The 22,513-nt window shown below is 58.8% G+C and carries 23 protein-coding genes; 10 read left to right on the forward strand and 13 right to left on the reverse strand.

Features of this window, described 5'->3' with window-relative positions:
• Positions 1-88: 88 nt before the first annotated feature.
• Positions 89-433, reverse strand: a complete 345-nt coding sequence (locus AC1ROI_RS12820; protein WP_306461196.1) for a hypothetical protein — start codon at positions 431-433, stop codon at positions 89-91.
• Between the two features lie 145 nt (positions 434-578).
• On the opposite strand from AC1ROI_RS12820, the gene AC1ROI_RS12825 reads away from it, so the two are divergent.
• The gene (locus AC1ROI_RS12825) at positions 579-965 is read left to right on the forward strand and encodes a 4-fold beta flower protein (RefSeq protein WP_369122660.1); all 387 of its coding nucleotides are present in this window, start codon (positions 579-581) and stop codon (positions 963-965) included.
• Between the two features lie 683 nt (positions 966-1,648).
• Positions 1,649-1,849, forward strand: coding sequence for a hypothetical protein (locus AC1ROI_RS12830; protein ID WP_102594038.1), 201 nt, complete (start codon positions 1,649-1,651; stop codon positions 1,847-1,849).
• Positions 1,850-1,982: 133 nt separating this feature from the next.
• Here AC1ROI_RS12830 and AC1ROI_RS12835 read toward each other — a convergent pair whose 3' ends face one another.
• From AC1ROI_RS12835 to AC1ROI_RS12875, 9 genes are all read right to left on the reverse strand, one after another.
• Entirely contained in the window at positions 1,983-2,774 is a 792-nt protein-coding gene (locus tag AC1ROI_RS12835) for a transporter substrate-binding domain-containing protein (protein WP_042932713.1), read from the reverse strand.
• A gap of 160 nt (positions 2,775-2,934) precedes the next feature.
• Positions 2,935-3,204: a heavy-metal-associated domain-containing protein gene (locus AC1ROI_RS12840; protein WP_102594039.1), complete on the reverse strand. Its 270-nt coding sequence runs from the start codon at positions 3,202-3,204 to the stop codon at positions 2,935-2,937.
• A gap of 98 nt (positions 3,205-3,302) precedes the next feature.
• The gene (locus tag AC1ROI_RS12845) at positions 3,303-3,719 is read right to left on the reverse strand and encodes a hypothetical protein (RefSeq protein WP_102594040.1); all 417 of its coding nucleotides are present in this window, start codon (positions 3,717-3,719) and stop codon (positions 3,303-3,305) included.
• Positions 3,720-3,823: 104 nt separating this feature from the next.
• On the reverse strand, positions 3,824-4,216 hold the full coding sequence (locus tag AC1ROI_RS12850) for a hypothetical protein (protein WP_102594041.1): 393 nt from the start codon (positions 4,214-4,216) through the stop codon (positions 3,824-3,826).
• Positions 4,217-4,301: 85 nt separating this feature from the next.
• The gene (gene copD / locus AC1ROI_RS12855) at positions 4,302-5,237 is read right to left on the reverse strand and encodes a copper homeostasis membrane protein CopD (protein WP_102594042.1); all 936 of its coding nucleotides are present in this window, start codon (positions 5,235-5,237) and stop codon (positions 4,302-4,304) included.
• Positions 5,238-5,240: 3 nt separating this feature from the next.
• A complete protein-coding gene (gene copC / locus AC1ROI_RS12860; protein WP_010456110.1) occupies positions 5,241-5,612 on the reverse strand; it encodes a copper homeostasis periplasmic binding protein CopC in 372 nt (123 codons plus the stop codon).
• Positions 5,613-5,668: 56 nt separating this feature from the next.
• Positions 5,669-6,556: a copper resistance protein B gene (locus AC1ROI_RS12865; protein WP_042932716.1), complete on the reverse strand. Its 888-nt coding sequence runs from the start codon at positions 6,554-6,556 to the stop codon at positions 5,669-5,671.
• A 10-nt stretch (positions 6,557-6,566) separates the two neighbouring features.
• Entirely contained in the window at positions 6,567-8,267 is a 1,701-nt protein-coding gene (locus AC1ROI_RS12870) for a copper resistance system multicopper oxidase (protein ID WP_102594043.1), read from the reverse strand.
• 159 nt (positions 8,268-8,426) lie between these two features.
• Entirely contained in the window at positions 8,427-9,131 is a 705-nt protein-coding gene (locus tag AC1ROI_RS12875) for a murein L,D-transpeptidase catalytic domain family protein (protein WP_010456104.1), read from the reverse strand.
• Positions 9,132-9,212: 81 nt separating this feature from the next.
• Here AC1ROI_RS12875 and AC1ROI_RS12880 point away from each other — a divergent pair, with 81 nt between their 5' ends.
• Entirely contained in the window at positions 9,213-10,964 is a 1,752-nt protein-coding gene (locus AC1ROI_RS12880; RefSeq protein WP_102594044.1) for a L,D-transpeptidase family protein, read from the forward strand.
• A gap of 71 nt (positions 10,965-11,035) precedes the next feature.
• Here the strand turns inward: AC1ROI_RS12880 and AC1ROI_RS12885 are convergent, their stop codons facing one another.
• Both AC1ROI_RS12885 and AC1ROI_RS12890 read right to left on the reverse strand, forming a co-directional pair.
• A complete protein-coding gene (locus AC1ROI_RS12885; RefSeq protein ID WP_077750256.1) occupies positions 11,036-11,503 on the reverse strand; it encodes a hypothetical protein in 468 nt (155 codons plus the stop codon).
• A 110-nt stretch (positions 11,504-11,613) separates the two neighbouring features.
• Positions 11,614-12,462 carry a LysR substrate-binding domain-containing protein gene (locus AC1ROI_RS12890; protein ID WP_083376264.1) on the reverse strand — a complete coding sequence of 283 codons (849 nt, stop codon included), beginning with the start codon at positions 12,460-12,462 and terminating at the stop codon, positions 11,614-11,616.
• 108 nt (positions 12,463-12,570) lie between these two features.
• Here AC1ROI_RS12890 and AC1ROI_RS12895 point away from each other — a divergent pair, with 108 nt between their 5' ends.
• From AC1ROI_RS12895 to AC1ROI_RS12910, 4 genes are all read left to right on the forward strand, one after another.
• Positions 12,571-13,275: a haloacid dehalogenase type II gene (locus AC1ROI_RS12895; protein WP_102594045.1), complete on the forward strand. Its 705-nt coding sequence runs from the start codon at positions 12,571-12,573 to the stop codon at positions 13,273-13,275.
• Between the two features lie 20 nt (positions 13,276-13,295).
• On the forward strand, positions 13,296-14,087 hold the full coding sequence (locus AC1ROI_RS12900) for an aldolase (RefSeq protein ID WP_102594046.1): 792 nt from the start codon (positions 13,296-13,298) through the stop codon (positions 14,085-14,087).
• Between the two features lie 65 nt (positions 14,088-14,152).
• Positions 14,153-15,724, forward strand: coding sequence for a sensor domain-containing diguanylate cyclase (locus AC1ROI_RS12905; RefSeq protein WP_102594047.1), 1,572 nt, complete (start codon positions 14,153-14,155; stop codon positions 15,722-15,724).
• Positions 15,725-15,865: 141 nt separating this feature from the next.
• The gene (locus tag AC1ROI_RS12910; protein WP_102594048.1) at positions 15,866-17,272 is read left to right on the forward strand and encodes a DUF1254 domain-containing protein; all 1,407 of its coding nucleotides are present in this window, start codon (positions 15,866-15,868) and stop codon (positions 17,270-17,272) included.
• Between the two features lie 53 nt (positions 17,273-17,325).
• Here AC1ROI_RS12910 and AC1ROI_RS12915 read toward each other — a convergent pair whose 3' ends face one another.
• Positions 17,326-17,628, reverse strand: coding sequence for a hypothetical protein (locus AC1ROI_RS12915; RefSeq protein ID WP_370693227.1), 303 nt, complete (start codon positions 17,626-17,628; stop codon positions 17,326-17,328).
• A gap of 420 nt (positions 17,629-18,048) precedes the next feature.
• On the opposite strand from AC1ROI_RS12915, the gene AC1ROI_RS12920 reads away from it, so the two are divergent.
• From AC1ROI_RS12920 to AC1ROI_RS12930, 3 genes are all read left to right on the forward strand, one after another.
• Positions 18,049-20,619, forward strand: coding sequence for a bifunctional diguanylate cyclase/phosphodiesterase (locus AC1ROI_RS12920; protein WP_102594049.1), 2,571 nt, complete (start codon positions 18,049-18,051; stop codon positions 20,617-20,619).
• Positions 20,620-20,716: 97 nt separating this feature from the next.
• On the forward strand, positions 20,717-21,511 hold the full coding sequence (locus AC1ROI_RS12925) for an exodeoxyribonuclease III (RefSeq protein ID WP_102594050.1): 795 nt from the start codon (positions 20,717-20,719) through the stop codon (positions 21,509-21,511).
• A 111-nt stretch (positions 21,512-21,622) separates the two neighbouring features.
• Complete coding sequence (locus tag AC1ROI_RS12930) at positions 21,623-22,450, forward strand: arylamine N-acetyltransferase family protein (protein ID WP_102594051.1); 828 nt, start codon at positions 21,623-21,625, stop codon at positions 22,448-22,450.
• Positions 22,451-22,513 lie beyond the last annotated feature (63 nt).

Below are 22,513 nucleotides of genomic sequence, written 5' to 3' on the forward strand. Positions count from 1 at the left end.
GGGACCTTCCGTGGAGAATATGACCGAGTGGGGGATGATATCCATTTCGTAGACATTGCATAGTAATTATTGCAGTTGTGTGTTGAACCTAAATTATAGTTTTGGGTCTGGGCGTCAGGCCCTCCAGTATTCCCCTGAGCCGATCAGCCTCGCGTTTGTGCCCTCTGGCCGAGATTTCGAGGTCGTACAGCTCCTTTCGATCGATTGCCAGTTGAGCTGCCCTCTCCCGGAGATTGCTCATTGCTTCGTCGCGCTGCGTGATCGCTTCGTCATACATTTGCACCAGGCCGAAGATATCCTCTCGCGCCTTCCGAAGGTGCAGGTTTAGTTCTTGGACTTCGTTTTCCAGCAGGCGCAAGTAGTGGCGACAGGTTTCAAGTTCAGTCGGGCAGCCTAGCCAGTCGCTGGTGTCTTCGATTTCGTACGGATCCACGGTGATGCCTTGTTGGGGCTGGTTGTATATACAGTATTCGATCAGGCGTGTTTCTGGCTACAGTGAAGCGACGACCTGTATTCGCATGCGGCCTGAGGGTCAGCTATGGCGAGGCGTTCAGTGTATTGAGAATTGTGTTCCACACATGGAGGGAAGACTTGTGGCCTATGTGACGTTCTATGATCGGCAGGGTCGGGCGGTGGCCTGGTTTGATGATGAGCAGGACAACCCTGCCATCTATCTCTACAGCGGCAGACCAGTAGCTTGGATTTCAGATGAGTCAATCTATGCTTATTCGGGGGCGCACCTCGGATGGTTCGTTGATGGTTGGATTCGTGATTCGCATGGTCACGCTGTGCTCTTCACTCCAGATTGCAGCGGCGGTCCAGCTCGCCCCGCGCGACATGCCCGACCTGCGAGGGGCGCACGACAGGCGCGGCCTGCTCGCGGAGCTCGTCACGCTCGTCCGGCTAGGCCTGCCAGAACGACGTCTTGGTCTCCACTAAGTGGTGATGCATTCTTTTTGAGGTGATCCCAGATTAAGGCATATTTAGGGCAAATCATGGGCCGCATTAGGCCGAGCTAGGCCGGAGGATGAAGGTCACATCCTCGGTTTTACCGGTCTGAAGCGGACTACGAAAAGCTCTGACGGGGTTCGAACCCTACGCACTTTCAGTGACGCACATCAAAGCTCCGTCGCCTTAATGAGGCGGCGGAGTTTTTTTGTGCTTGGAGTCTGAGAGTGAATGTCGTGTCGGTGCTGTCTGGATTGGAGCGACAGTCACTGACGACACGATTTGCTAGGGGAGGCAGGAAATGTGTGAGCGGTGGTACGAAAGAGGTACGCGTGAAAAACAGATTCTCTGAGGGCTTTGGTTTGCAAGGCCTTAAGGATTAGATGGTCCAATCCATCATCGGCGCCACGGAGAAACGGCGGGAGAGCGGGGCGGGTGTGGCGGTGATTGGGGGCATTGGGGGTCTGGAATCGATGGGGCTGGGAGGTGGGGGAGTTTATCAGGAATGGGCTTTTGAGGTGGAGACGAGTCTTACTGGGGTGCCGTTGCAGCAGAAGAGAGCGCCTTTTTTGCCTCAAGAAACCGCCTTGGCTGAACCAATCCTGTCGCCCAGCCAAGTTTCATAATGTCTGACGAATTGGCGTCCTAGGATGAGGCGTAGTCGAACTGCCACGCTTCCAGCCCCCCAGGAACATGAAAGATGATCTCAAATCTCTTCAAAGTCATGATGATCACCAGTGCCTTGCTGTTAAGCGCCTGCTCAGGCGTCAGTACCAGCACCTGTTTTTCAGATGGCTGCCAATCGTTCGACGGCCATGGCGCCAACAAGTTGAACCTTGGCGGAAGCGCTATCGGTAGCAATTTCAGCGAGTACAGCTCAGGGTTGCTCCATGACGACTAAGGCGTAATGCCCCCGACGGAAGATGTTTCCGTCGGGGCGCGTTGTTACCTGATGTACCGCGAGTGCTGAATGAGGGACTGTTTCTCAGCTGGACGCGGCTTCGCCAGCGCTTGCGTGGGACGATGGGTGGCGGTTATTTGGGGGCGGGCGTTGCTATCCACTCGCTCAGGACTTTCTGATAGTTACCGGTCACCTTGGCCAGGTGCAGCCATTGGTCGACGTATAACTTCCAGGTCATGTCATCGCGGGGCAGCAAGTAAGCCTTCTCGCCGTACTGCATGAACTGGCTCGGGTTAACCGCGCACAACCCGGGTTTAAGTTTCTGCTGATACAACGCTTCCGACGCATCGGTAATCATCACGTCAGCCCTCTTATCCAGCAGCTCCTGGAAGATCGTCACGTTGTCGTGAAGGCTCAATTGCGCCTTGGGCAGAAACGCGTGGACAAACGCTTCGTTGGTGCCACCGGCCGGTTCAACCAAGCGAACCGAAGGCTGGTTGATTTGTTCGACGGTCTGGTACAGGGCCTGATCTTCGCAGCGCACTAACGGGATTTTGCCATCGACATCCAGTGTGGTGCTGAAGAAGGCTTTTTTCTGGCGTTCCAGGGTGACCGAGATGCCGCCGACGCCGATGTCGCACTTGCCGGCCAGCATGTCGGGCATCAGCGTTTTCCACGTGGTCTGCACCCACTCAACCTTGACGCCGAGGCTGTCGGCCAATGTGCGGGCCATGGCGATGTCGATCCCCGAGTACTCGCCGTTCTCGGCTTTGGAGGTATAGGGTTTGTAGTCGCCCGTCGTACACACGCGCAGTTGGTTTTGCTGGATGATGCTGTCCAGATGCGAAGGGCCGTCCTGTGCCTGAGCGCCGAAGGATAGAGCGAGCAGGCCACCGAGCATCATTGTGCATTTTATGGTTTTCATTTTTGGCAGGCTTTTATCCGGGTGTGTTAGAAAAAGTGGAGTGTAGTGAAACAGTTTCCCGGCTGCTATCCACGACGAAAAAGGGCGCTCATTGTGGGAGCGCCCATTGTTGTGTTTGCACAATGCGGTCTGGCCTCGATGTTATCCTGGCCGTTCGGACTCAGTGACAGCAGCAACTGGAGCCGCCGCACCCCGACTTTTTCTCGATGCTTTGGGGGCGTTCACCCTTCAACACGCTTGCTGGATACCCTGCCTCATTCAGTGCCGATAACAGGACATCGCTGTCGATGTCCCCGGTCACTTTGACCCGGCCAGACGCCAGGTCGACAGTCACTTCACCAACCCCGGCCAGTGGCAGCAACGCAGCGTTGACGTGTTTGACGCAACTGCCGCAGCTCATGCCTTCGACTTGCAATTCTGTACCGTTCATTGCGTAAACCTCTTTCGCCATGAGTGGCGGTGGTGTGATGACAGGGTTCGATGGTTGACCTTGCCACGATGGCAAGGTCAAGTGCTTCTTTCAGGCGGTTACTGCGCCATCGGCATCTTCATCATGCTCGACTGCTGTTCCATCATTTTCATCATCATGTCCATCATCTGTTCTGAGTGGTTCTTGTCGCCGGACATGCCTTTGCCCATACCCATGCCCATGCCCATGCCTTGGCAATGGTTGTGCATCATGCCCATGCTGTCCTTCATCGTGGCCATGCCTTCTTGCATGGCGGCCTGGCGTTCGGCCGGGGTTTTGGCGGCGATCATTTTTTCGTGGGCCGCCTGCATTTTTTCCATCTGTTCGCTCATGGCCTTGTTTTGCGTGGTGGTGGCGGCGGTGGCGGTGGCCGGTGTGGTTGGCGGTGTGTCGGGGTGATGCTCCTCGACGGCCATAGCAACCAATGGGCTACTGATGAGCAGTGCGGCGACGAGTGCTTTGAAGTGCGTATGCATGGCAATCTCCAGTGAGTCAGGGACGTACAGGAACTATTGAGCCGCGCTAAAGAGGCGAAGCCAAAGGAGGGGCGGCCGGAACTCCGGACGCTCGGAGAATGGTTTTAATCGTTGAAGCGAACGAAGCGCAGGCGCGCTGGCGGCCGGGGTGGCGCCGGTCGGTGTAAGGTGAGAAACGCGAACGGAGTCTGGGAACGGACACTCAGAATCAGCGCAGGCAGCAGAAACAGGACGGCCCAAAGGGCGTGTTCGAAGGTGGGCAAGGTCTGTGCGGGGGGCAGTGCTGTGGCGCTGTGTTCGCAGTATTGCAGGCAGCCGCTGGCATGCTGCTCATGACTATTGTCATGGCCAGCGCTGCTGGTGATTTCATGGGCGGCGTTCAGATCATGGGGCGGCAGGCTAAGACAACCCTGGCTCGCCGCTACCGCAAAGGCTAACAGCCACAGTGCGAGCACTTGGCGGATCAGCAGCGGTAGATGGGTGCGGAGCCCGTGCATGTCTGGTATCCGATCTGAGGGTTATTTTGAGCGTAGCCCTGTGTAGGGGGCTGACGTTGATCTATATCAAGTGGCGCCCTTTACGTTACTCCGCGGCCATTTCCATCTCTGGACTCAACGTCCCCAGCCAGGCCACCAGCCCAACAATCAGAACGGCCGCAGCCAACTCCATCACCACACTGCGCCGCAGTGCATTCGCCGCTACCCAATACTGCCCGTTGCGCAACGACCTCTGCAAAAACGGTCCAAGGTGAAACCGGTTCAACGCGGCGAGCACCAGCATCCCTGCAAACAAGGTGACTTTGATAAACAGCAAAATCCCGTAGGTGCTTAGAAATAAGTCATCAAGCTCCAGCCCAACGATGAAGAGGTAGTTCACAACACCCGTGACGGTGATGACGACCACAATCAACGCGCCCACCAGTTCAAACCTTGTCACTGCGCGGGCCAGCAGCCGGATGCGCTCTTCGGTTTGCAGAACATTAGCTTTCGCCATCAACGCAAGCGCCACCAGCGCTCCCAGCCACACTCCTGCGGCCAGCAAGTGCAGGATGTCGGTGGTGAAATGCCAGACACGGCGGATGCCTTCATCCATCGCGCCATGTCCGTTCCAGGCGAGAGAGGCGAGGGCGATACCGCCAGCAATCGTCGCAACCAGCAAGCCAACGCCAGGGGCACGATGATTGAGCATCACCGCCAATCCACCAACAACCAGTGCGACGATACGCACGACCCAGGCCAGGCCCATGTCCGTTTCCAACACCATCATCTCGACGTGTGGACGTAACTCGGCAAAGGCCGTTTCACCGCTCATGGCGCTCGCCATCACTACCATGCTCGCAATAGACAACAGCAACCCAAGCGCCGCCGTCCCCGCCAGCATCAACCGAAACGGCAACACAGCGCCCGACACGCGTTCCCGCCCTTTAAGGCTGTACAACCCAAACAGCGGCAAGCCCAACAGCAGCATCAAATCCACATACAAGCCAAACCGCAGGGCAATGCCGATCGAGTCGCTCATTCATCACTTCACTTTGAACGTAACATTGCCGGTAATCGGGTGAGTGTCCGAAGACACCGCGCGCCATTCGACTTTGTAGGTGCCGATGGGCAGTGGCGAAAGCGGGGTGATGACCATGGTTTTCGGGTCGCCGCCGCCGGAGACTTTGGCTTTCATCGGCATGGGGGCGTGGGCCATGCCGGGCATTTCGGTCATGACCAGTTTCGCGCCGGAAAACTGGGTCATGAGATTTTCGGAAAAGTGCAGTTCGATTTTGGCGGGTGCTGCGCCGACTGCACCTTCAGCGGGGGTGGAGGACAGTAATTTCGGGTGGGCTTGAGCGAATGTGCTCAGCAGCAGTCCCAGGGCAACAACGGTGGTTTTGATCATGCGCATGCGAGGCCTCTTACCGTTTTCAACGGTTGGTTTTTGGTTTTTTTGAGTTGAAGCGTTTAAAACCACAGCCGAACGCCGAGGACCAGGCGCGCTTCACTGCGATCCTCACCTTCATCGTTGGCGTAATCGGCGGTTTTGCCGTAAGTGCGGTTCCAGGTCACGCCAATATAGGGCGCGAACTCCCGGCGGATTTCGTAGCGCAGCCGCAGGCCGGCCTCGGTGTTGGATAAGCCGGAGCCGATACCCCGCTGTGGATCGTTTTTGCCGTAGAAGTTGAGTTCGGCGGTCGGCTGCAGAATCAGCCGATTGGTCAACAGGATGTCGTAGTCGCCTTCCAGTCGTGCAGCGGTTTGGCCGCCCTCACCGATGAAGGCCGTGGCTTCGGTTTCAAAGTTGTAAAGCGCCATGCCTTGCACACCGAAGGCGGCCCAGGTTTGTGGGGCACCAGGTTTGAAATCCTGGCGCACGCCACTCACCACGTCCCACCATGGGGAGATCGCATGGCCCCACAGGGCCTGGATTTCGGCGTCTTCGGTCTTGCCGTTGGTGCGTTCGCCTTCGGAGCGCAGCCACAGGCGGTCGATGTCGCCGCCGATCCAGCCTGACAGATCCCAGGCCAGGACGCTGCCGTTGTCCGCGTCCTGCCATTCGAGTTTGTCGGCAAGGAAATAATAGTTGAGTGCGGTGTCATGCACGCCGTGGCCGGTCGGGCTGGCATACACGGCGGCGCGGTCGGCGTCGGTCAGCGTCGGGATCGGCGTGCGGCTTTCAGTCGGCGCGGCGGGCTGCATCTGGCCGTCATCCATGCTTTGCATCTGGCTGTGGTCCATGCCGGTCATCTGGCTATGGTCCATGCCCTGCATGTCGTCAGTGGCGGCCATTGCCGAAGAGAGCGTCAGGCCCGCGGTCACGAGTGCTAAAGATATTGGAGTCAATCGGGTCATGGGATGCGCCTCATTCTTCCACGCGAACTTCACGGAACATGCCCATTTCCATGTGGTACAGGAGATGGCAGTGATAGGCCCAGCGGCCGAGCGCATCGGCGGTGACCCGATAGCTGCGCCGGGAGCCGGGCGGCATGTCGATGGTGTGTTTGCGCACCATGAACTCGCCATTCTCGTCTTCGAGGTCGCTCCACATGCCGTGCAGGTGAATGGGATGGGTCATCATCGTGTCGTTGACCAGCACAATCCGGACTCGCTCGCTGTACTTGAGGCGCAGCGGCTCGGCGTCCGCGAATTTCACGCCGTTGAACGACCAGGCGAATTTCTCCATGTGGCCGGTGAGGTGCAGCTCAATGGTGCGGTCGGGTTCGCGGCCGTCCGGGTCTTCGAAGGTGCTGCGCAGGTCGGAATAGGTCAGGACTCGGCGTCCGTTGTTGCGCAGGCCCAGTCCGGGATCGTCGAGCTTGGGCGAGGTGGACATGGCTTGCATGTCCACCAGCGGGTTGTCCTTTTCCGTCTCTGGATGAGACTGCATGCCGGCCATGCTGCTGTGATCCATGCCTGCCATATCGCCCATGCTGCTGTGGTCCATGCCGCCCATGCCCATGTCATCCATGGTCACTAACGGTCGAGGGTCCAGGGCCGGGATCGGCGCCAACAAACCTGGCTTCGTTGCCAGCGTACCCCGTGCAAAACCCGTGCGATCCATCGATTGCGCGAACAGCGTGTAAGCCGCTTCGGTCGGCTCGACAATCACGTCAAACGTCTCTGCCACTGCGATGCGAAACTCGTCGACGCTCACCGGTTTGATGTGCAAACCGTCGGCTGCGACTACCGTCATTTTCAACCCCGGGATGCGCACGTCGAAGTAGCTCATGGCGGAGCCATTGATAAACCGCAGCCGCAGCTTCTCGCCGGGGCGGAATACACCGGTCCAGTTCATGTCCGGCGCCTGGCCGTTCATCAGGTAGGTGTAAGTGGCGCCGCTGACGTCGGCGATGTCCGTGGGGTTCATCTTCATCTCGGCCCACATCGTTCGATCCGCGACGGTGGCTCCCCAACCTTTTTCGCTGACGTCATGGATGAAATCACCCACGGTGCGCTTGTTGTAGTTGTAGTAATCCGACTGCTTTTTCAGCGTCTTCATCAGGCCGACGGCGGTTTCGTCGGTCCAGTCGGTCAGCATCACCACGTAATCGCGGTCGTACTGGAATGGCTCTGGCTCCTTGGCATCGATGACCAGCGGGCCGTAAACGCCGGACTGTTCCTGAAAGCCCGAATGGCTGTGATACCAGTAGGTGCCATTCTGCCGGACTGTGAATTGGTAGACGTACAGGCCGCCCGGTTCGATGCCGTGAAAACTCAGGCCCGGTACGCCGTCCATGTTGGCCGGCAGCAAGATGCCGTGCCAGTGAATGGACGTGTCGACTTTGAGCTTGTTCCTCACCCGCAACGTCACCGTGTCGCCTTCGCGCCAGCGCAGCAGCGGGCCGGGAATGCCGCCGTTGATGGCCATGGCGGTGCGCGGGTTGCCGGTGATGTTGACCGGGGTTTCGCCGATCGACAGATCGAAGTCGGTGCCCGTCAACACCTGAGGTTCGCCAGGGCTGGTGATTGCCCAGACCGGCGTGCGCCATAAGCCGAGGCCGCCCAGCAGTCCGCCTGCGGCCAGCCCTTTCACGAAGGTGCGTCTTGTAGTGTTGGATTGCATGCCGTTGTGTTCCCCGTCCGTCAGCTTGGAGCTAGCTTGACGATGAGGCTAACGAGCGGTGCCTTTCAGAAGGCTGAGGCTGAGATTACAGTTTTGACAGTTTCACCGATGTAGGCGCGGTGAAGCAGGAGGGAGGCGCCACTGGACGGGCGCCTGTTCTTAAAGGTGTTTTTTTGGCGCGGATGTATCAGCCACCGTGCCGCTGCCACAATTGATATACGAAGAAGACTTCAGCCAACGCTGATCCGGATAGTAGGAAAACAACAGTTGGCCTCCCTTCATCGAATCAATCAGCCGACGAGCAACCGCGGGTCTGACCGCCGGGCAGCCGAGGCTTCTGCCAATACGTCCATTCGCACGGGCCAGGACCGGACTCACATAAGGCGCGCCATGAATCACGATGGCACGGTCAAACGCGTTGTCATTGAAACCCGGCTCCAGGCCTTCCATGCGTAGCGAGTAACCGTTCTGTCCGACATAGCTCTGCTGGGTGCGATACAACCCGAGGCTGGTGGCGAAGCTTTCATTCTGGTTGGAGAAGTTGACGGCCATGTTTTCGCCGCTATTGCGTCCATGGGCGACCAGTTCATGAAACAGCAACTTGCGCTTCTTTAAATCGAACACCCATAGACGTTGCTCGGTCGAAGGCAGCGAATAATCAATAACCGCAAGTCTTTGGACAGGCGCTTTGCCTTGAGCGATGCTGCATTGCGAGGCGCGAACGGCGAGGTTGATGACGTTGGCGTTAGCTTTCGGGGCCGCTTTGATGAGGGCGGCCGCGAGCGAATCGGCGTAGGCTGACGGTACGGACATTGCAGTCAGTAGCAGGGCCGAGAATAGATAGCCAAAACGTAGTGGCGCCATACAGATGTCTCATCATGTTAAGTTCGAGTCTAGCAGTGCGTTGCCAGCCGGGCGTTGAATGCGGGGGATTAAGGATTATTCATGGTGCTTTTAACAAGGTTATTCGTCATAAGCCGCGTATTTTTTATGGGCTTTCTGATAAGCGGCACAGCACTTGGGCAAACGTCGTCGATTGAGCCGCTAAATGCGCCTACCTCCATTATCGAGGCGGGAGCGGATGATAACGTCGGTAAAGCGATTCAGGCCGCGCTTGAACCGCTGAAAACCGCTTTTCCTCCGCTGCTGACCGCACCACGCAATCGTCGAGTGGATGTCAGCCGTCTGGTCATGGATTTTTATACCCATCGTGCCTATCGCGCGGCGTGGACCAATGACAGTGATGTCGCGCAATTGATCGCCAGCCTGAACGCGACTGAGGCCGACGGCTTGACCCCGGCGGACTTTCATATCGATGAATTGGTCCGGTCACAAACCACGATGCATACGACACCGGTGACGCCCGAGCAGCGGGCGGCTTTCGATTTGGCGACCACGCATACGTTTATCACCGCGCTGCTGCAGTTGCGGCGGGGCAAGGTCGACCCTTCGCGGCTCGACATTCACTGGAATTTTGATTCGAATGGCGTCGATCCACGTGACGACTTCAATGCTTTCTTCGCCGCACTCGACAATCACGACGTGGCCAAGGCTTTTGCCCAGGCACCGCCGCAAGAAGCGGTGTACGTCGGTTTGCGTCAGGCCCTGGCGCAATTGCGCGGCATTCAGGACCGGGGCGGCTGGCCGAAAGTGATTGTCGACCATTCACTCAAACCCGGCATGGACGAACCGGCGGTCGCGCAATTGCGCGCGAGGATGGTCGCGGCCGGTTTTCTCGATCCGCGATTGATCCACGGCACCCAGTACGACGGCGCCGTCACCGCCGCGGTGAAAAAGTATCAGAACGAGCAATACCTGAGTGCGGACGGCATGGCAGGGGCGACAACACTGGCAGCGCTGAACGTGCCCGTTGATGCGCGCATCGACCAGGTCCGCGTGAACATGGAGCGTGCACGTTGGCTGCTCTACAAACTCCAGGGCACATTCGTCATCGTCGATATCGCCGGCTACAAGGTGGCGATGTACCGCGATGGCGTGCCGATCTGGCGATCCCGGGTGCAGGTCGGTAAAGCGGCGCGCAATACGCCAGTCTTCCAGGCGCAGATTACCTACATCACGTTTAACCCGACCTGGACAGTGCCGCCGACGATCCTCAAGGAGGATGTGTTGCCGAAGATCCAGAGCAACCCCGGCTACCTCGCCGCCAATCGCATTCGAGTGCTTGATCGCGAAGGCAATGTGCTCGATCCATCGACTGTGGACTGGACCAATCCACGCGGCCTCACGTTGCGCCAGGACGCCGGGCCTGACAGTTCGCTGGGCCGAGTGGTGATCCGCTTTCCCAACGACTATGCGATTTACCTCCACGACACACCGCACCGCGAGTTGTTTGCCAAAACCATCCGCGCGACCAGCTCGGGCTGCATTCGGGTAGAGAATCCGCTGCAGCTTGTGGAATTGTTGTTCAACGACCCGGTCCGGTGGAACAGCGAAGGTATTCAAAAGCAGTTGGCCAGCGGCAAGACCGAGAACATTCGGCTTCCGGTGAAAGTGCCGGTGTTGCTGGCGTACTGGACCGTGGATTTGGGCAGCGACGGGCGAGTGGCGTTCAAGCCTGATGTGTATGGCTACGATGCGCCGGTGTTGCGGGCACTGAATCGGCCGTCGCCGATGCCAGTGCTGGATTTGCATTCGGCGGTGGGGTCGGTGGTGGCGGCGGGACCGGCGCGGCAGTAGGGGATTGGACTTGATAGTAAGTCCGTCCCCTTTCCGGTGTGGGTGATCTGTCTTCGTTGTTCGTCTGGGTGTTAAAGCTGCAGACCTTCCTGCACCACCGAAAGTAAATTGTTCTCCGTCAACGCAACCGCATCCAGTTGCTGTCCGGCCTGCTCAATCACCTGCAACCACCAGTGTGTCTCGCCATCCGCGTCCACTGTGCGCAACAGCGCGAGTTCTTTGCCCGTCGAGTGAATCTCGACACGCCCAGCGCCATCTTCAGTGAAGCGCGCAACAGGGTCGAAGGTGATGCCGTGCTCATTGCCTTCGATCAGAAGCTGGTCGATCGCGTAATCGAAAGTCGCACCCTCTGAATCGCACTCGAAGACATGTGTCGGATTGCGTCGCAGAATCAGGCCTACCTCAGTCAGCGGCTTCAGCCACGCCTCGATCTGCTCATACAACTCGTAGACTTGGCCGGGCCAACTGTCGATCATCTGATCTGCGCTGGTAGACCGGGTCTGTTTCAACTTCGCCGCGAGTTCGTCTGCCTTACTCATTTCGATTCCCTGTCGTGGTGTAAGAGTAATCGTAGCTCCTTCACTGCTATCCGCGCTTTGCCCTGCGTCATGTCAGCGACACAAGCGTGACAAATCATTTCTACTCACACTCAATTGCCCAAGACCGCCAACTCCTCCCGCAAAAACTCCACCAAATCCCGCTGCAACCCGGTCAACGCGCCCTCGCGGCTGATCAACGCCAGCTCCGTCGGTGGCAACTCCGGCAAATCGGTGCACACGCTGTGTTCCGGCAACACCGCCGAAGCCGGCAGCACGGACACCCCCAGCCCCGAAGCGACTGCCGCCTGGATACCGGTCAAGCTATGGCTGCCAAACGCCACGCGCCAGGGGCGCTGTGCCACGTCCAGCAAGCGGATTGCCCGCTGCCGATAAATGCACCCTTGCGGAAACAACGCCAATGGCAACACGCCGTTGGCCGAGTCCACCCCCGCGCCTTTGACCCACACCAGCACTTCCGGCCACGCCGCCCAGCACGGTCCGCTGTCCGGTTCGCGTTTGACCAAGGCGATGTCGATCTCACCCGATGCGAGTTTCTGCTTCAGATCCGTGCTCATGCCGCTGACGGTTTCCAGCCGGGCGTGCGGGCGGGCGCGATTGAAACCGGCAAGGATCAGCGCCATACGCCGCGCATCAAAGTCCTCCGGTACGCCGATGCGCAGGATCTCCAGATCCAGGTCGCTGGCCAAGGCTTCAACGGCTTCAGAGGACAGGGCCAACAAGCGTCGGGCATAGTGAATCAGCAGTTCGCCATGCTCGGTGACGGTGACGTTCTGACCAGTTCGGTCACGCAGGAGCAGGGGATGACCGACCAATACTTCCAGCTTGCGAACCTGTTGGCTCACCGTGGATTGGGTTCGATGCACGCGTTCGGCGGCACGGGTGAAGCTGCCTTCATCGACCACGCAGACGAAGGTCTTGAGCAATTCAAGATCAAGCATGGCGATCTCCTTGATATTTGATTTTCTACTGACTAATCGACATTAATTTAATTTCACACTATCACTAGCGGCTCGTAATCTGAAGATCACCCTTCAGAGGATACAAACATGACACTCGAAAATACCCCGCGTCCCGAATGGCTAACCTTCGATTGTTACGGCACGTTGATCCAGTGGGATGAAGGCCTCAAGGCCGTGGTCGCCGACATCCTGCACGACAAGGGCGACCACAGCGTTGAAGCCGATCGCCTCATCGAGGTCTACGACCGGCATGAACATCGGCTGGAGCAGACTCCACCGCATCGCTCGTTTCGCCAACTGAGCACGCTCGGGTTGCAGCTCGCCCTGGAGGAGTTGGGGCTGACGAGTCGGCCCGAAGACAGTCAGCGGTTGGCCGGCGCGATTCCGCGGATGCCGCCGTTCCCTGAGGTGATCGAGACCCTCGCGAAACTCAAGGCAATGGGTTTCAAACTGTGCATCGTCTCCAACACCGACGACGACATCATCGCCGGCAACGTCGAGCAACTCGGGGGGCATATCGATCGAGTCATCACTGCGCAACAGGCCGGGGCGTACAAGCCGAATCCGCGCCTGTTTGACTACGCTCATGAGCAGCTCGGTGTCAGTCGAGATCAAGTAGTGCACATCTGCGCCAGCCCGACACTGGATCACACCGCCGCCCGAGACATGCACTTTCGTTGTGTATGGATTGACCGTGGCACCGGTCGGCAATTGCTGCCGGATTACCGACCCGATGAGATATTGAGCACGCTGGATCAGGTCGTGCCTTTATTCACATCCCTCGGCTGGTAACAAAACACGGAGACCTCGTCATGGCACACACCCTTGCAGGCGGTTCGCGTTCCGCGCGTTATGCCGATCTCAACCTCGATTCACATGCCGTCATCACCGCCCGCACCGAGTTGGCTGCGTGTTTTCAACTGGCCGCGCTGCATGGCCTGGAGGAGGGCATCTGTAACCATTTTTCGGCGATGGTGCCGGGCCGGGATGATCTGTTTTTTGTGAATCCCTACGGGTACGCATTCGCCGAGGTGACGGCGCAGAATCTGCTGGTGTGCGACTTCCACGGCAATGTCGTGGACGGCGAAGGACAGCCCGAGGCGACCGCGTTTTACATCCATGCCCGACTGCACAAACAGCTGCCGAGGGTGAAAGTGGCGTTCCACACTCACATGCCTCACGCCACGGCGTTGTGCTTGCTGCAAGGTCCGCCGCTGTTGTGGTTGGGCCAGACGGCGCTGAAATTTTACGGCCGCACGGCGGTGGACGAAAACTACAACGGCCTGGCCCTCGATGAATCCGAAGGCGACCGGATCGCCAGTGTCATGGGCAACGCCGACATCCTGTTCCTCAAGAACCACGGGGTGATTGTCGCCGGGCCGACCATCGCCGAAGCCTGGGATGATTTGTACTACCTGGAGCGTGCCGCGCAAGTGCAACTGATGGCCATGGCGACCCAGCGCGAACTCAAACCGGTACCCCACGACATTGCCCGGCGGGCCTACGAGCAAATGCGCCTGGGCGATGCCGAAAGTGCTCGGGCGCATTTGCACAGTGCGATGCGGCGGCTGGCCAAAGGACAATTGCCCCACACTAGCGGGTAGACTAAGCTCACAAAAATTAAGGGCTTTGGGCCTTTGCCCATGCCTTGCCCTTACAGGACGAGCTTTTGCCTATCCTCACTCAAGACCCGCAGCAAACTCCTGGCGGCGCTTTGAAACGGTTATCTCTGCTCAAGGCAGCGGTGCTGTTTATCGCGACGGTGTGCCTGTGCCTCTGTGGTCTGCTTTATCTGCAACTGGAGCAATCGCGGCGCCACGCGCTGGACGTGGCGCAAGTCGCGTCTTCGAACCTGGCTCGCGCCATGGCACAGCAGGCCGAAGACACCTTCATGAAAGCCGACCTGGTGTTGACCAGTCTGGTGGACTGGATTCAGGTCGATGGCTACGGCGCGGCACAAAAGCCACGCTTGCAGAAAACCTTTGCCCGGCGGGCGCAGGCGCTCGACCAATTGCACGGGATATTTCTGTTCGACAAGCAAGGGCAGTGGGTCGTGACGTCGTTCGATGATTTGACCCGCGGTCCGGGCGTGTCGGATCGAGAGTACTTCACGTTCCACCAGCAGAACGCATCCACCCTCGCGCACATCGGGCCGGCACTTCGCAGTCGGGAAAATGGAGAGTGGATCATTCCGGTGTCCAAACGGGTGAACGACAAGAACGGCAACTTCCAGGGCGTGGTGTTGGCCGGAATCAAAATGGCCTATTTCGATCAGTTCTTCAAAAGCTTCAGCATCGATGACAACGGCTCGATGTTTTTGGCGCTGACCGACGGCACGTTGCTGGCGCGAAGGCCGTTTGTAGAATCACAGATCGGCACATCCCTGGCCAAGGGCGAAATCTTTCATAAACTCTTGCCCAACGCGCCCGCCGGCAACGCGATGATCAGTTCGGTGATCGATGGCGTTGTACGTTTGTATGGCTACCGTCAACTCGACGCCTATCCGCTGGTGGTCTCGGCGGCATCGTCCAGGGATTCGATTCTCAAGGATTGGTACGACACCGCATTTCAATCCTGCGTCATCGTTGCCTTGGTGGTGCTGGGTGTCGGTCTGTTCGGTTGGGTGTTCGTTCGCCAGGTGCGCGTCGGCGTGCGGGTCGAGGCCGATTTGCGCAAGGCCAAGGAAGCACTGAAGCTGATTGCGACTCATGACAGCCTGACGGGCCTGGCCAATCGCCGACTGTTCGAGCAGGCGCTGGACATCGAGTTTGGCCGAGGCGCCCGGCAGTCGAGTTCGCTGAGCCTGATCATGCTCGATATCGATTACTTCAAACGCTACAACGATGCTTACGGCCACGTCGCAGGGGACCACTGCCTGGCGGAAGTGGCGCGTGCGGTCAAGGGTTGCTGCCACCGCAAAGCAGACCTGGCGGTGCGTTATGGCGGCGAGGAGTTTGCGGTGCTGCTGCCTGACACCGACATTCACGGTGCGTTGGTGATTGCCGAACAGATCCGCCGCAGCGTCATGGACAAGAACATCACCCACAACGGTTCACCCACCGGATATGTGACGGTCAGTCTTGGCTGTTACGCGTTCGTGCCGACCGGGCGAGACAGCATCGAACTGTTCATCGAACGAGCGGATGCGGCGCTTTATCAGGCCAAGCATTCGGGTCGAAACCGTTCGGCCGTGTTGTCGCTTGAGGGCGGTGTGGAGGCGTTGATGCGCTCGGATCGTTAAGCATTGGTTGCAGTTGTTTCAGCTGTGCAACAGTCGCTCGTCCGTCGGTCTCCCTGTCAGATCCAATTGTTTTGATCGTCTAGAGTGTCCGTAGCTCTGCCGAGCCCGGCAGACCTCCCCATTGCACGGACGATCGCCGAAATGTTGATACCTCAAGCATTGACAGCCGTTGCTCTAACTCTGGCAGCCTGTGCTGTCTTTCCGCTGGCCAGCCAGGCTCAATCGAAAATCACGCAGCAAGAAGCTCACGCCATCGGCGTGGATGCCTACCTGTATTTTTACCCGCTGTTGACCATGGATATTACCCGCAAGCAGTTCACCAACATCGAACCCGGCAAAGAGTTTGGCAAGGGCCCGATGAACATGTTTGTGAGTGTGCCGCAGTACCCGCCCGCAGATTTCAAGGGAGTGGTGCGGTCGAACTTCGACACCCTGTACTCCATCGCCTGGCTCGACTTGACCCAGGAGCCGCTGGTGATTAGTGCACCGGACACCGCCGGGCGATTTTACTTGTTGCCGATGCTTGATATGTGGAGCGATGTCTTTGCCTCGCCAGGTTGGCGCACGACAGGTACAGAGGCCAGTCAGTTTCTGGTGACGCCGCCGGGATGGACCGGAACGGTGCCGCCCGGATTGAATCATTTACCCGCCCCCACACCTTTTGTCTGGGTCATTGGTCGCACCAAGACCGACGGAGTTGCGGACTACGCTGCGGTGCATAAGATTCAGGCGGGCTATACCGTGACGCCGTTGTCGCGGCTAGGCGAAAAGGTTGAACCGATCAAGGTGCACATCGACCCGGCGGTGGACATGAAGACGCCGCCAAAAATTCAGATCGATACGATGTCAGCGGCCGATTACTTCGTCTACGCCGCCGCGCTGCTCAAAGTGCACCCGCCCCACATCACCGACCAGCCGATACTGGCGCAAATGCAGCGCATTGGTATCGAGGCCGGCAAGCCGTTTAATTTCGATGCAATCGATCCCGATGTCCAGGCGGCACTTCAAACCGTGCCACAGGAAGCTCAGGCGCTGATGAAGTGGAAGGTTGCAACCCTCGCGCGCGTGGTCAACGGTTGGTCGATGAATACCGACACCATGGGCGTCTATGGTAACTACTACCTTAAACGCGCCATCGTTGCGCAAGTCGGGCTCGGCGCCAACCTGCCCGAGGATGCGATTTATCCGTTAAATATCGGCGATGACAAAGGCAGGCCGCTCGACGGTTCTAACAAGTACGTGCTGCATTTCGACAAGGGAGAGGTGCCGCCCGTGAGTGCTTTCTGGTCGATCACCCTGTACGACTCTGAAGGGTTCCAGGTCGGCAACGAACTCAACCGTTTTGCGGTCAGCAGTTGGATGCCGTTCAAGACCAATGCGGATCAATCGTTGGATATTTACTTCCAGAACGAAAGTCCCGGAAAGGAACTTGAAGCCAATTGGCTGCCCGCGCCAAAAGGTCCGTTCAACTTGACGATGCGCTTGTACGGACCCAAGCCCGAGGCGCTTAACGGTAAGTGGGAGCCACCCCCCGTCAAGCGGCTATGAAGGTGTCGTATGAAAGCAGGCCGCGATGTTCATCACGGCCTGCTTTTATGCGTTCAGCTGCCTGTTCCACCTCCAGCCCCACCGGTACCACCGCCGGCAGCACCGGTGCCGCCGCCCGCGCCGGAACCTGAACCGCTGGCCCCACCGCTGGTGCCGGTACCGGAGCCACCACCCGAATCCGTACTGTTTCCGGAGGAGGGCGAGCCGGGGGTGTTATCGGGCGGCATGGTCGAACCGCTGGTAGCGCCGGATTTCGTACCGGTCGCATCAGCACCATCGCCGGAGGCCGCAAAGGTGGCCGCCGAAGCGACGCTCAGCAATCCGGCCAGAAACATCGAAGTCATTTTGATGTTCATCAGGGTACGTCTCCAAAGATGAGTCGTTACCTGATGTTGGTGTGAAGGGTGGGGCGGTTGGTGCCGGTTGGATGACGAGTGGTGGGGCCGATCGACGAGCGTGATCACCGTCTTCGCGAACTGGCTCGTACCCACAGTCGTTTTGCAGGTGTCAGAGAGGGCTGTATCCGTTCAGCTTCTTCTCAAGACTCTCCCGCACCAACGGCCATTTCTCATCAATGATGCTGGACCGTAGCGAGTGCGTGTTCGCCCATCCGGCATGATCCGTTCGTGGAGCACGGTGCCCTCCTGTTGCAGGTTGACGTGTGATGCGCGTCATTACAGGGTTGCGGCTGCCGATTGGCAATAGTCGTGGCGCGATGTTGGACCCTGGCTGCTATGGTCAATGGACGCAGGCAATCGATTGACAGGATCCCATGCATGGAATTGACCGCCACGACCGCCGCCGCACCAGCGCGCCATACACCGATCACACGGAACCTGGTCTGGTCTGTCGGGCTGGTATTTGTATTGGGGGTGCTGATTGCTCTGGTTGCGTTGTTCAACATTGCCGGCCGGCTCGATGCCCAGGACTTGGCCAAGACCACGTTCTACACCCAGCGCGCGCTGGAAAACCGCATCTCAGCCTCGAAAAACTACGTTGCCAGTTATGCAAACTGGACCACGGCCTACGATCATTTGAATGGCGAAGTTGACGCGCAGTGGGCTTACGTTGAGCAGAACATGGGCAAAACCCTGTTCACCCTGGATCATTACGACGGCGTTTTTGTGGTCGACCCTCAGCGAACCAAATACGCCGTGGTGCGCGGCCTTCAGGTCCAGGGCGACGCGGCGGCCTGGCTGTCGATAGCGATGGCAGCACTGATCAAGGAGGTGCAGGGCCAGGAAAGCCTGCTTGCCCCCATCAGCCGGTTCACGCTCTTCGAGGGGCAGCCCGCGCTATTGACGGCGGCGGCGATCGTGCCCAATGACGAAAGACCGGCGGTCGATCCCCAAAGCACGTCGGTGCTGGTGTTCGTCGATCAATTGAGTTCGCAGAAGCTCAGCGCCTTGAGTGCCGACTATGGTTTGCATGACTTGAGTCTCGCACCTGACAACACCCTTGCTCCCGGTCAGCCTGCGGTCGGACTCACGGGCACCGGTTATAGTTTGGTCTCGCAGCTCGAGCAGCCAGGCCATCAGCTGCTTTGGTCACTGCTGCCGCCACTGGGCGGCGCGCTGTTGATTCTCGCGTTGTTGACGGCTTACTTCTTTCGTTACGTGTTGCGCACGTCCGGGCACGTGGATGCCAGTTACATCAAACTCGATTTGTCGAACCAGGCGCTGGAGGCCAGTGAAGAACGCTTTCGTGCAGTGGCCGAGGCCGCGTCTGACTGGATATGGGAAATCGATGACCAGCATCGCATCACGTACCTGTCGGGGCGTTTTGGCGCCGTCACCGGGTTTTCCGATCAGCAATGGCTGGGGCAGGGCATCGAGCAGTTGTTGTATTGCGACACTACGCCCTTGTCGCTGTGGCTGAACAAGCTCGACGAAGAGCACAGCGTCAGCCACCTGCGTTGCTCCTATCGCGAACAGTCGGGGCAGCAACGGATCAGTCGGGTATCGGCGCGACCGATCCTCAGCAAAGGCGCGGTGGTGGGTTACCGCGGCACGGCCAGTGACATCACCGATGAAGTCGCCGCCCATGCGCAGATCCAGCATCTGTCGTTGCACGACGCGCTGACTGGCCTGCCCAATCGCAACAAGCTGGCGCGCTACCTCGAAGACGCTTTGGTGCTGAAGGAGCATTCGGCGCCGCTGACGTTGTTGATGATCGACCTGGACAACTTCAAGCCGATCAATGATTCCCTCGGCCACCCGGCGGGCGATGCGGTGTTGCTGGAGGTGGCTACCCGTTTGCGTGAGTGCACGAGGGACATTGACCTGGTCGCCCGACTGGGCGGCGACGAGTTTGTGCTGGTACTCAATGGAATGGACATCCACACGGAAATCGACCGCATATGCGAACGTATCCTCCAAAGCCTGCACCAGCCGATCCACTATGACCATCACGCGCTGCACATCGGTGCGAGCATCGGTATCGCCTTGAGCCGGCGTCAGGGGCACATGCCGGAGGAGTTGATTCGATGTGCCGACATCGCGCTGTATCAGGCCAAATCCGACGGCAAGAAAACCTGGTGCTACTTTGCGCCGCACATGAATGACCAGATCCAGCATCGCCGCAAACTCGAAAACGACCTGCGTCAGGCGATCAAGAACAATGAGTTCGTGATGCACTATCAGCCTCGTTATCACGTCGATGGCAAGCAGATCGTCTCGGTCGAAGCGTTGCTGCGCTGGCAGCATCCTGTGCAGGGGTTGCTGGGGCCCGACTCGTTTATTCCATTGGCCGAACAGACCGATCTGATCGTGCCCTTGGGGCGCTGGGTTTTACGTGAGGCGTGCGAGACGGCACTGACCTGGCCGGGTGAGCTGATGGTATCGGTCAACCTGTCGCCCGTGCAGTTTGTTCGCAGTGACGTGGTGGAGGATGTCAGGGAGGCGTTGATCCAGAGTCGTTTGCCGGCCAGTCGACTGGAGCTGGAGATCACCGAAAATGTGATGCTCAACGATGTCGACGGCGCGCTCGCGACCATGAACTCGCTGAAGGAGCTGGGTGTGCGCCTGAACATGGACGACTTCGGCACTGGTTATTCATCGCTGGGTTATCTGCGCACGTATCCGTTCGACGGGATCAAGATCGACAAGCGCTTCATCTCGTCCATGAGCGGCACCGGTAACGACCGTGCGGTGGTGCAGGCGATCATCAACCTGGGCAAGGCCATGGGGCTGACGGTGACCGCAGAGGGCGTCGAGACCCTGGAACAACTGGACTTCCTTATCTCGGACGAGTGCCATGAGGTGCAGGGTTTCTACCTCAGCCGGCCGATGGAAAACCAGGCGCTGCTGCCATTGCTCAAGGCATCGCGTGACGAGCATCCTTTGTGAGGGGGACCTTTAGTCGCCTGTTTCAGTTGTCGTCGCAACTGCCATGGCGCACTCCGGTCACAACTGGATATCGTCCATCCGTTGTGAGCCCCGGCCTATGAAAAACCTGAAAATTGCCACTTTCAACGTCAACGGCATGCGTGCCCGGCTGCCGAATTTGCTGGCCTGGCTTGAGCGAGAAAAACCGGACATTGCCTGTTTGCAGGAGCTCAAGTCGGTCGACAGCGCATTCCCGGCCGCCGAGCTTGAGGCCATTGGCTACGGCGCTATCTGGCAAGGCCAGTCGTCGTGGAACGGGGTGGCGATTCTGGCCCGTGATGCGCAGCCTTTGGAGAGTCGGCGCGGTCTGCCGGGAGATGACACCGACACGCACAGTCGCTACCTGGAAGCTGCGGTGCACGGGATTCTGGTGGGCTGCCTGTATTTGCCCAACGGCAATCCGCAACCCGGGCCGAAGTTCGACTACAAACTGGCGTGGTTCGAACGGCTGATCGCCTATGCCAAGGACCTGCAAAGCAGCGAGCATCCGGTGGTGCTGGCCGGCGACTACAACGTGGTGCCCACCGACCTGGACATCTACAACCCGCGCTCGTGGCTCAAGGACGCGTTGCTGCAACCGGAAAGTCGCGAGTGTTACCAGCGCTTGCTGGATCAGGGCTGGACCGATTCCCTGCGTCATCTGTACCCGGAGGATCGGCTCTACACCTTCTGGGATTATTTCCGCCAGCACTGGCAGAAGAACTCGGGGTTGCGCATCGATCACTTGCTACTTAACCCGGCGCTGAGCCCCTATCTGCACGAGGCTGGGGTCGATGCCTGGGTGCGCAACGAACCGCACGCCAGCGACCATGCGCCAACGTGGATTAGCTTGAGTTCGCGCAAACAGCGTTGATGTTCAGAGGGTGGGCGATTGGCTAAATCAATTGTCAGTCGAACCGCTTTTTCCCTTATACATGGCGCCCATCGGCGGAGAGATCCGCGGCCCCTGCATAAGGACCGAGCAATGAGCGAACCACGCCTGACGAACCGTGCGGCATACCTGCAGCGCCTGGGTTACGACGCGCCCCCGGCGCCGACCCTGGACACCTTGCGCCAACTCCAGTTGCGCCACACCGGGGCCTTCCCGTTTGAAAACCTCACCACGCTGTCCGGCGAGCCGGTACGCATCGACCTGCCATCCATCGAGCGGAAAATCCTGCATGAGGGGCGCGGCGGTTACTGCTACGAGCTCAACTACGCGTTTCTAGCCTTGCTTCAGGAATTGGGTTTTGACGCATGCGGCATTACCGGCCGAGTCGTCATGGGTCAGCCCGAAGGCGCCTGGACTGCCCGCACGCACCGCTTGAGCCTGGTCACGCTGGACGGCGTGCGCTACATCGCCGACGTCGGCTTCGGCGGCATGGTGCCGACCGCACCGCTCCTGCTCGACAACGATGCGGCACAACTCACGCCCCACGAACCGTATCGCATCGAGCGCCATGCAGACGGCTACACCCTGCGCGCCAATGTCGGCAGCGAGTGGCGGCCGATGTACATTTTCGATCTGCAACGCCAGGAAGACATCGACTACGTCATCGGTAACTGGTACGTCTCGACCCATCCGGAATCGTCGTTTACCAAGCAACTGTTGGTCGCGCGCACCGGGGATGGCTGGAGGCGCACGTTGAACAACGGCAGTTTTGCGATTCATCGGGTGGGCGCCGAGAGCGAACGGCGGCAGGTTGCAGATGTGGAGGAGTTGATCGGGTTGCTGGAGGGGGAGTTCGGGATTCGCGTGCCGGAGCATGCGGGGTTGCGGCAGGTGCTTGGGCGGTTGATTCAGGTGACATAGCCATCGTCCCGAGAGGGCAGATTCAAAACATCTGCCCTTTTTCTTTGCGTGGGGCAGGCTCCG

Source organism: Pseudomonas sp. GW823-FHT02C02 (genome assembly GCF_058797635.1).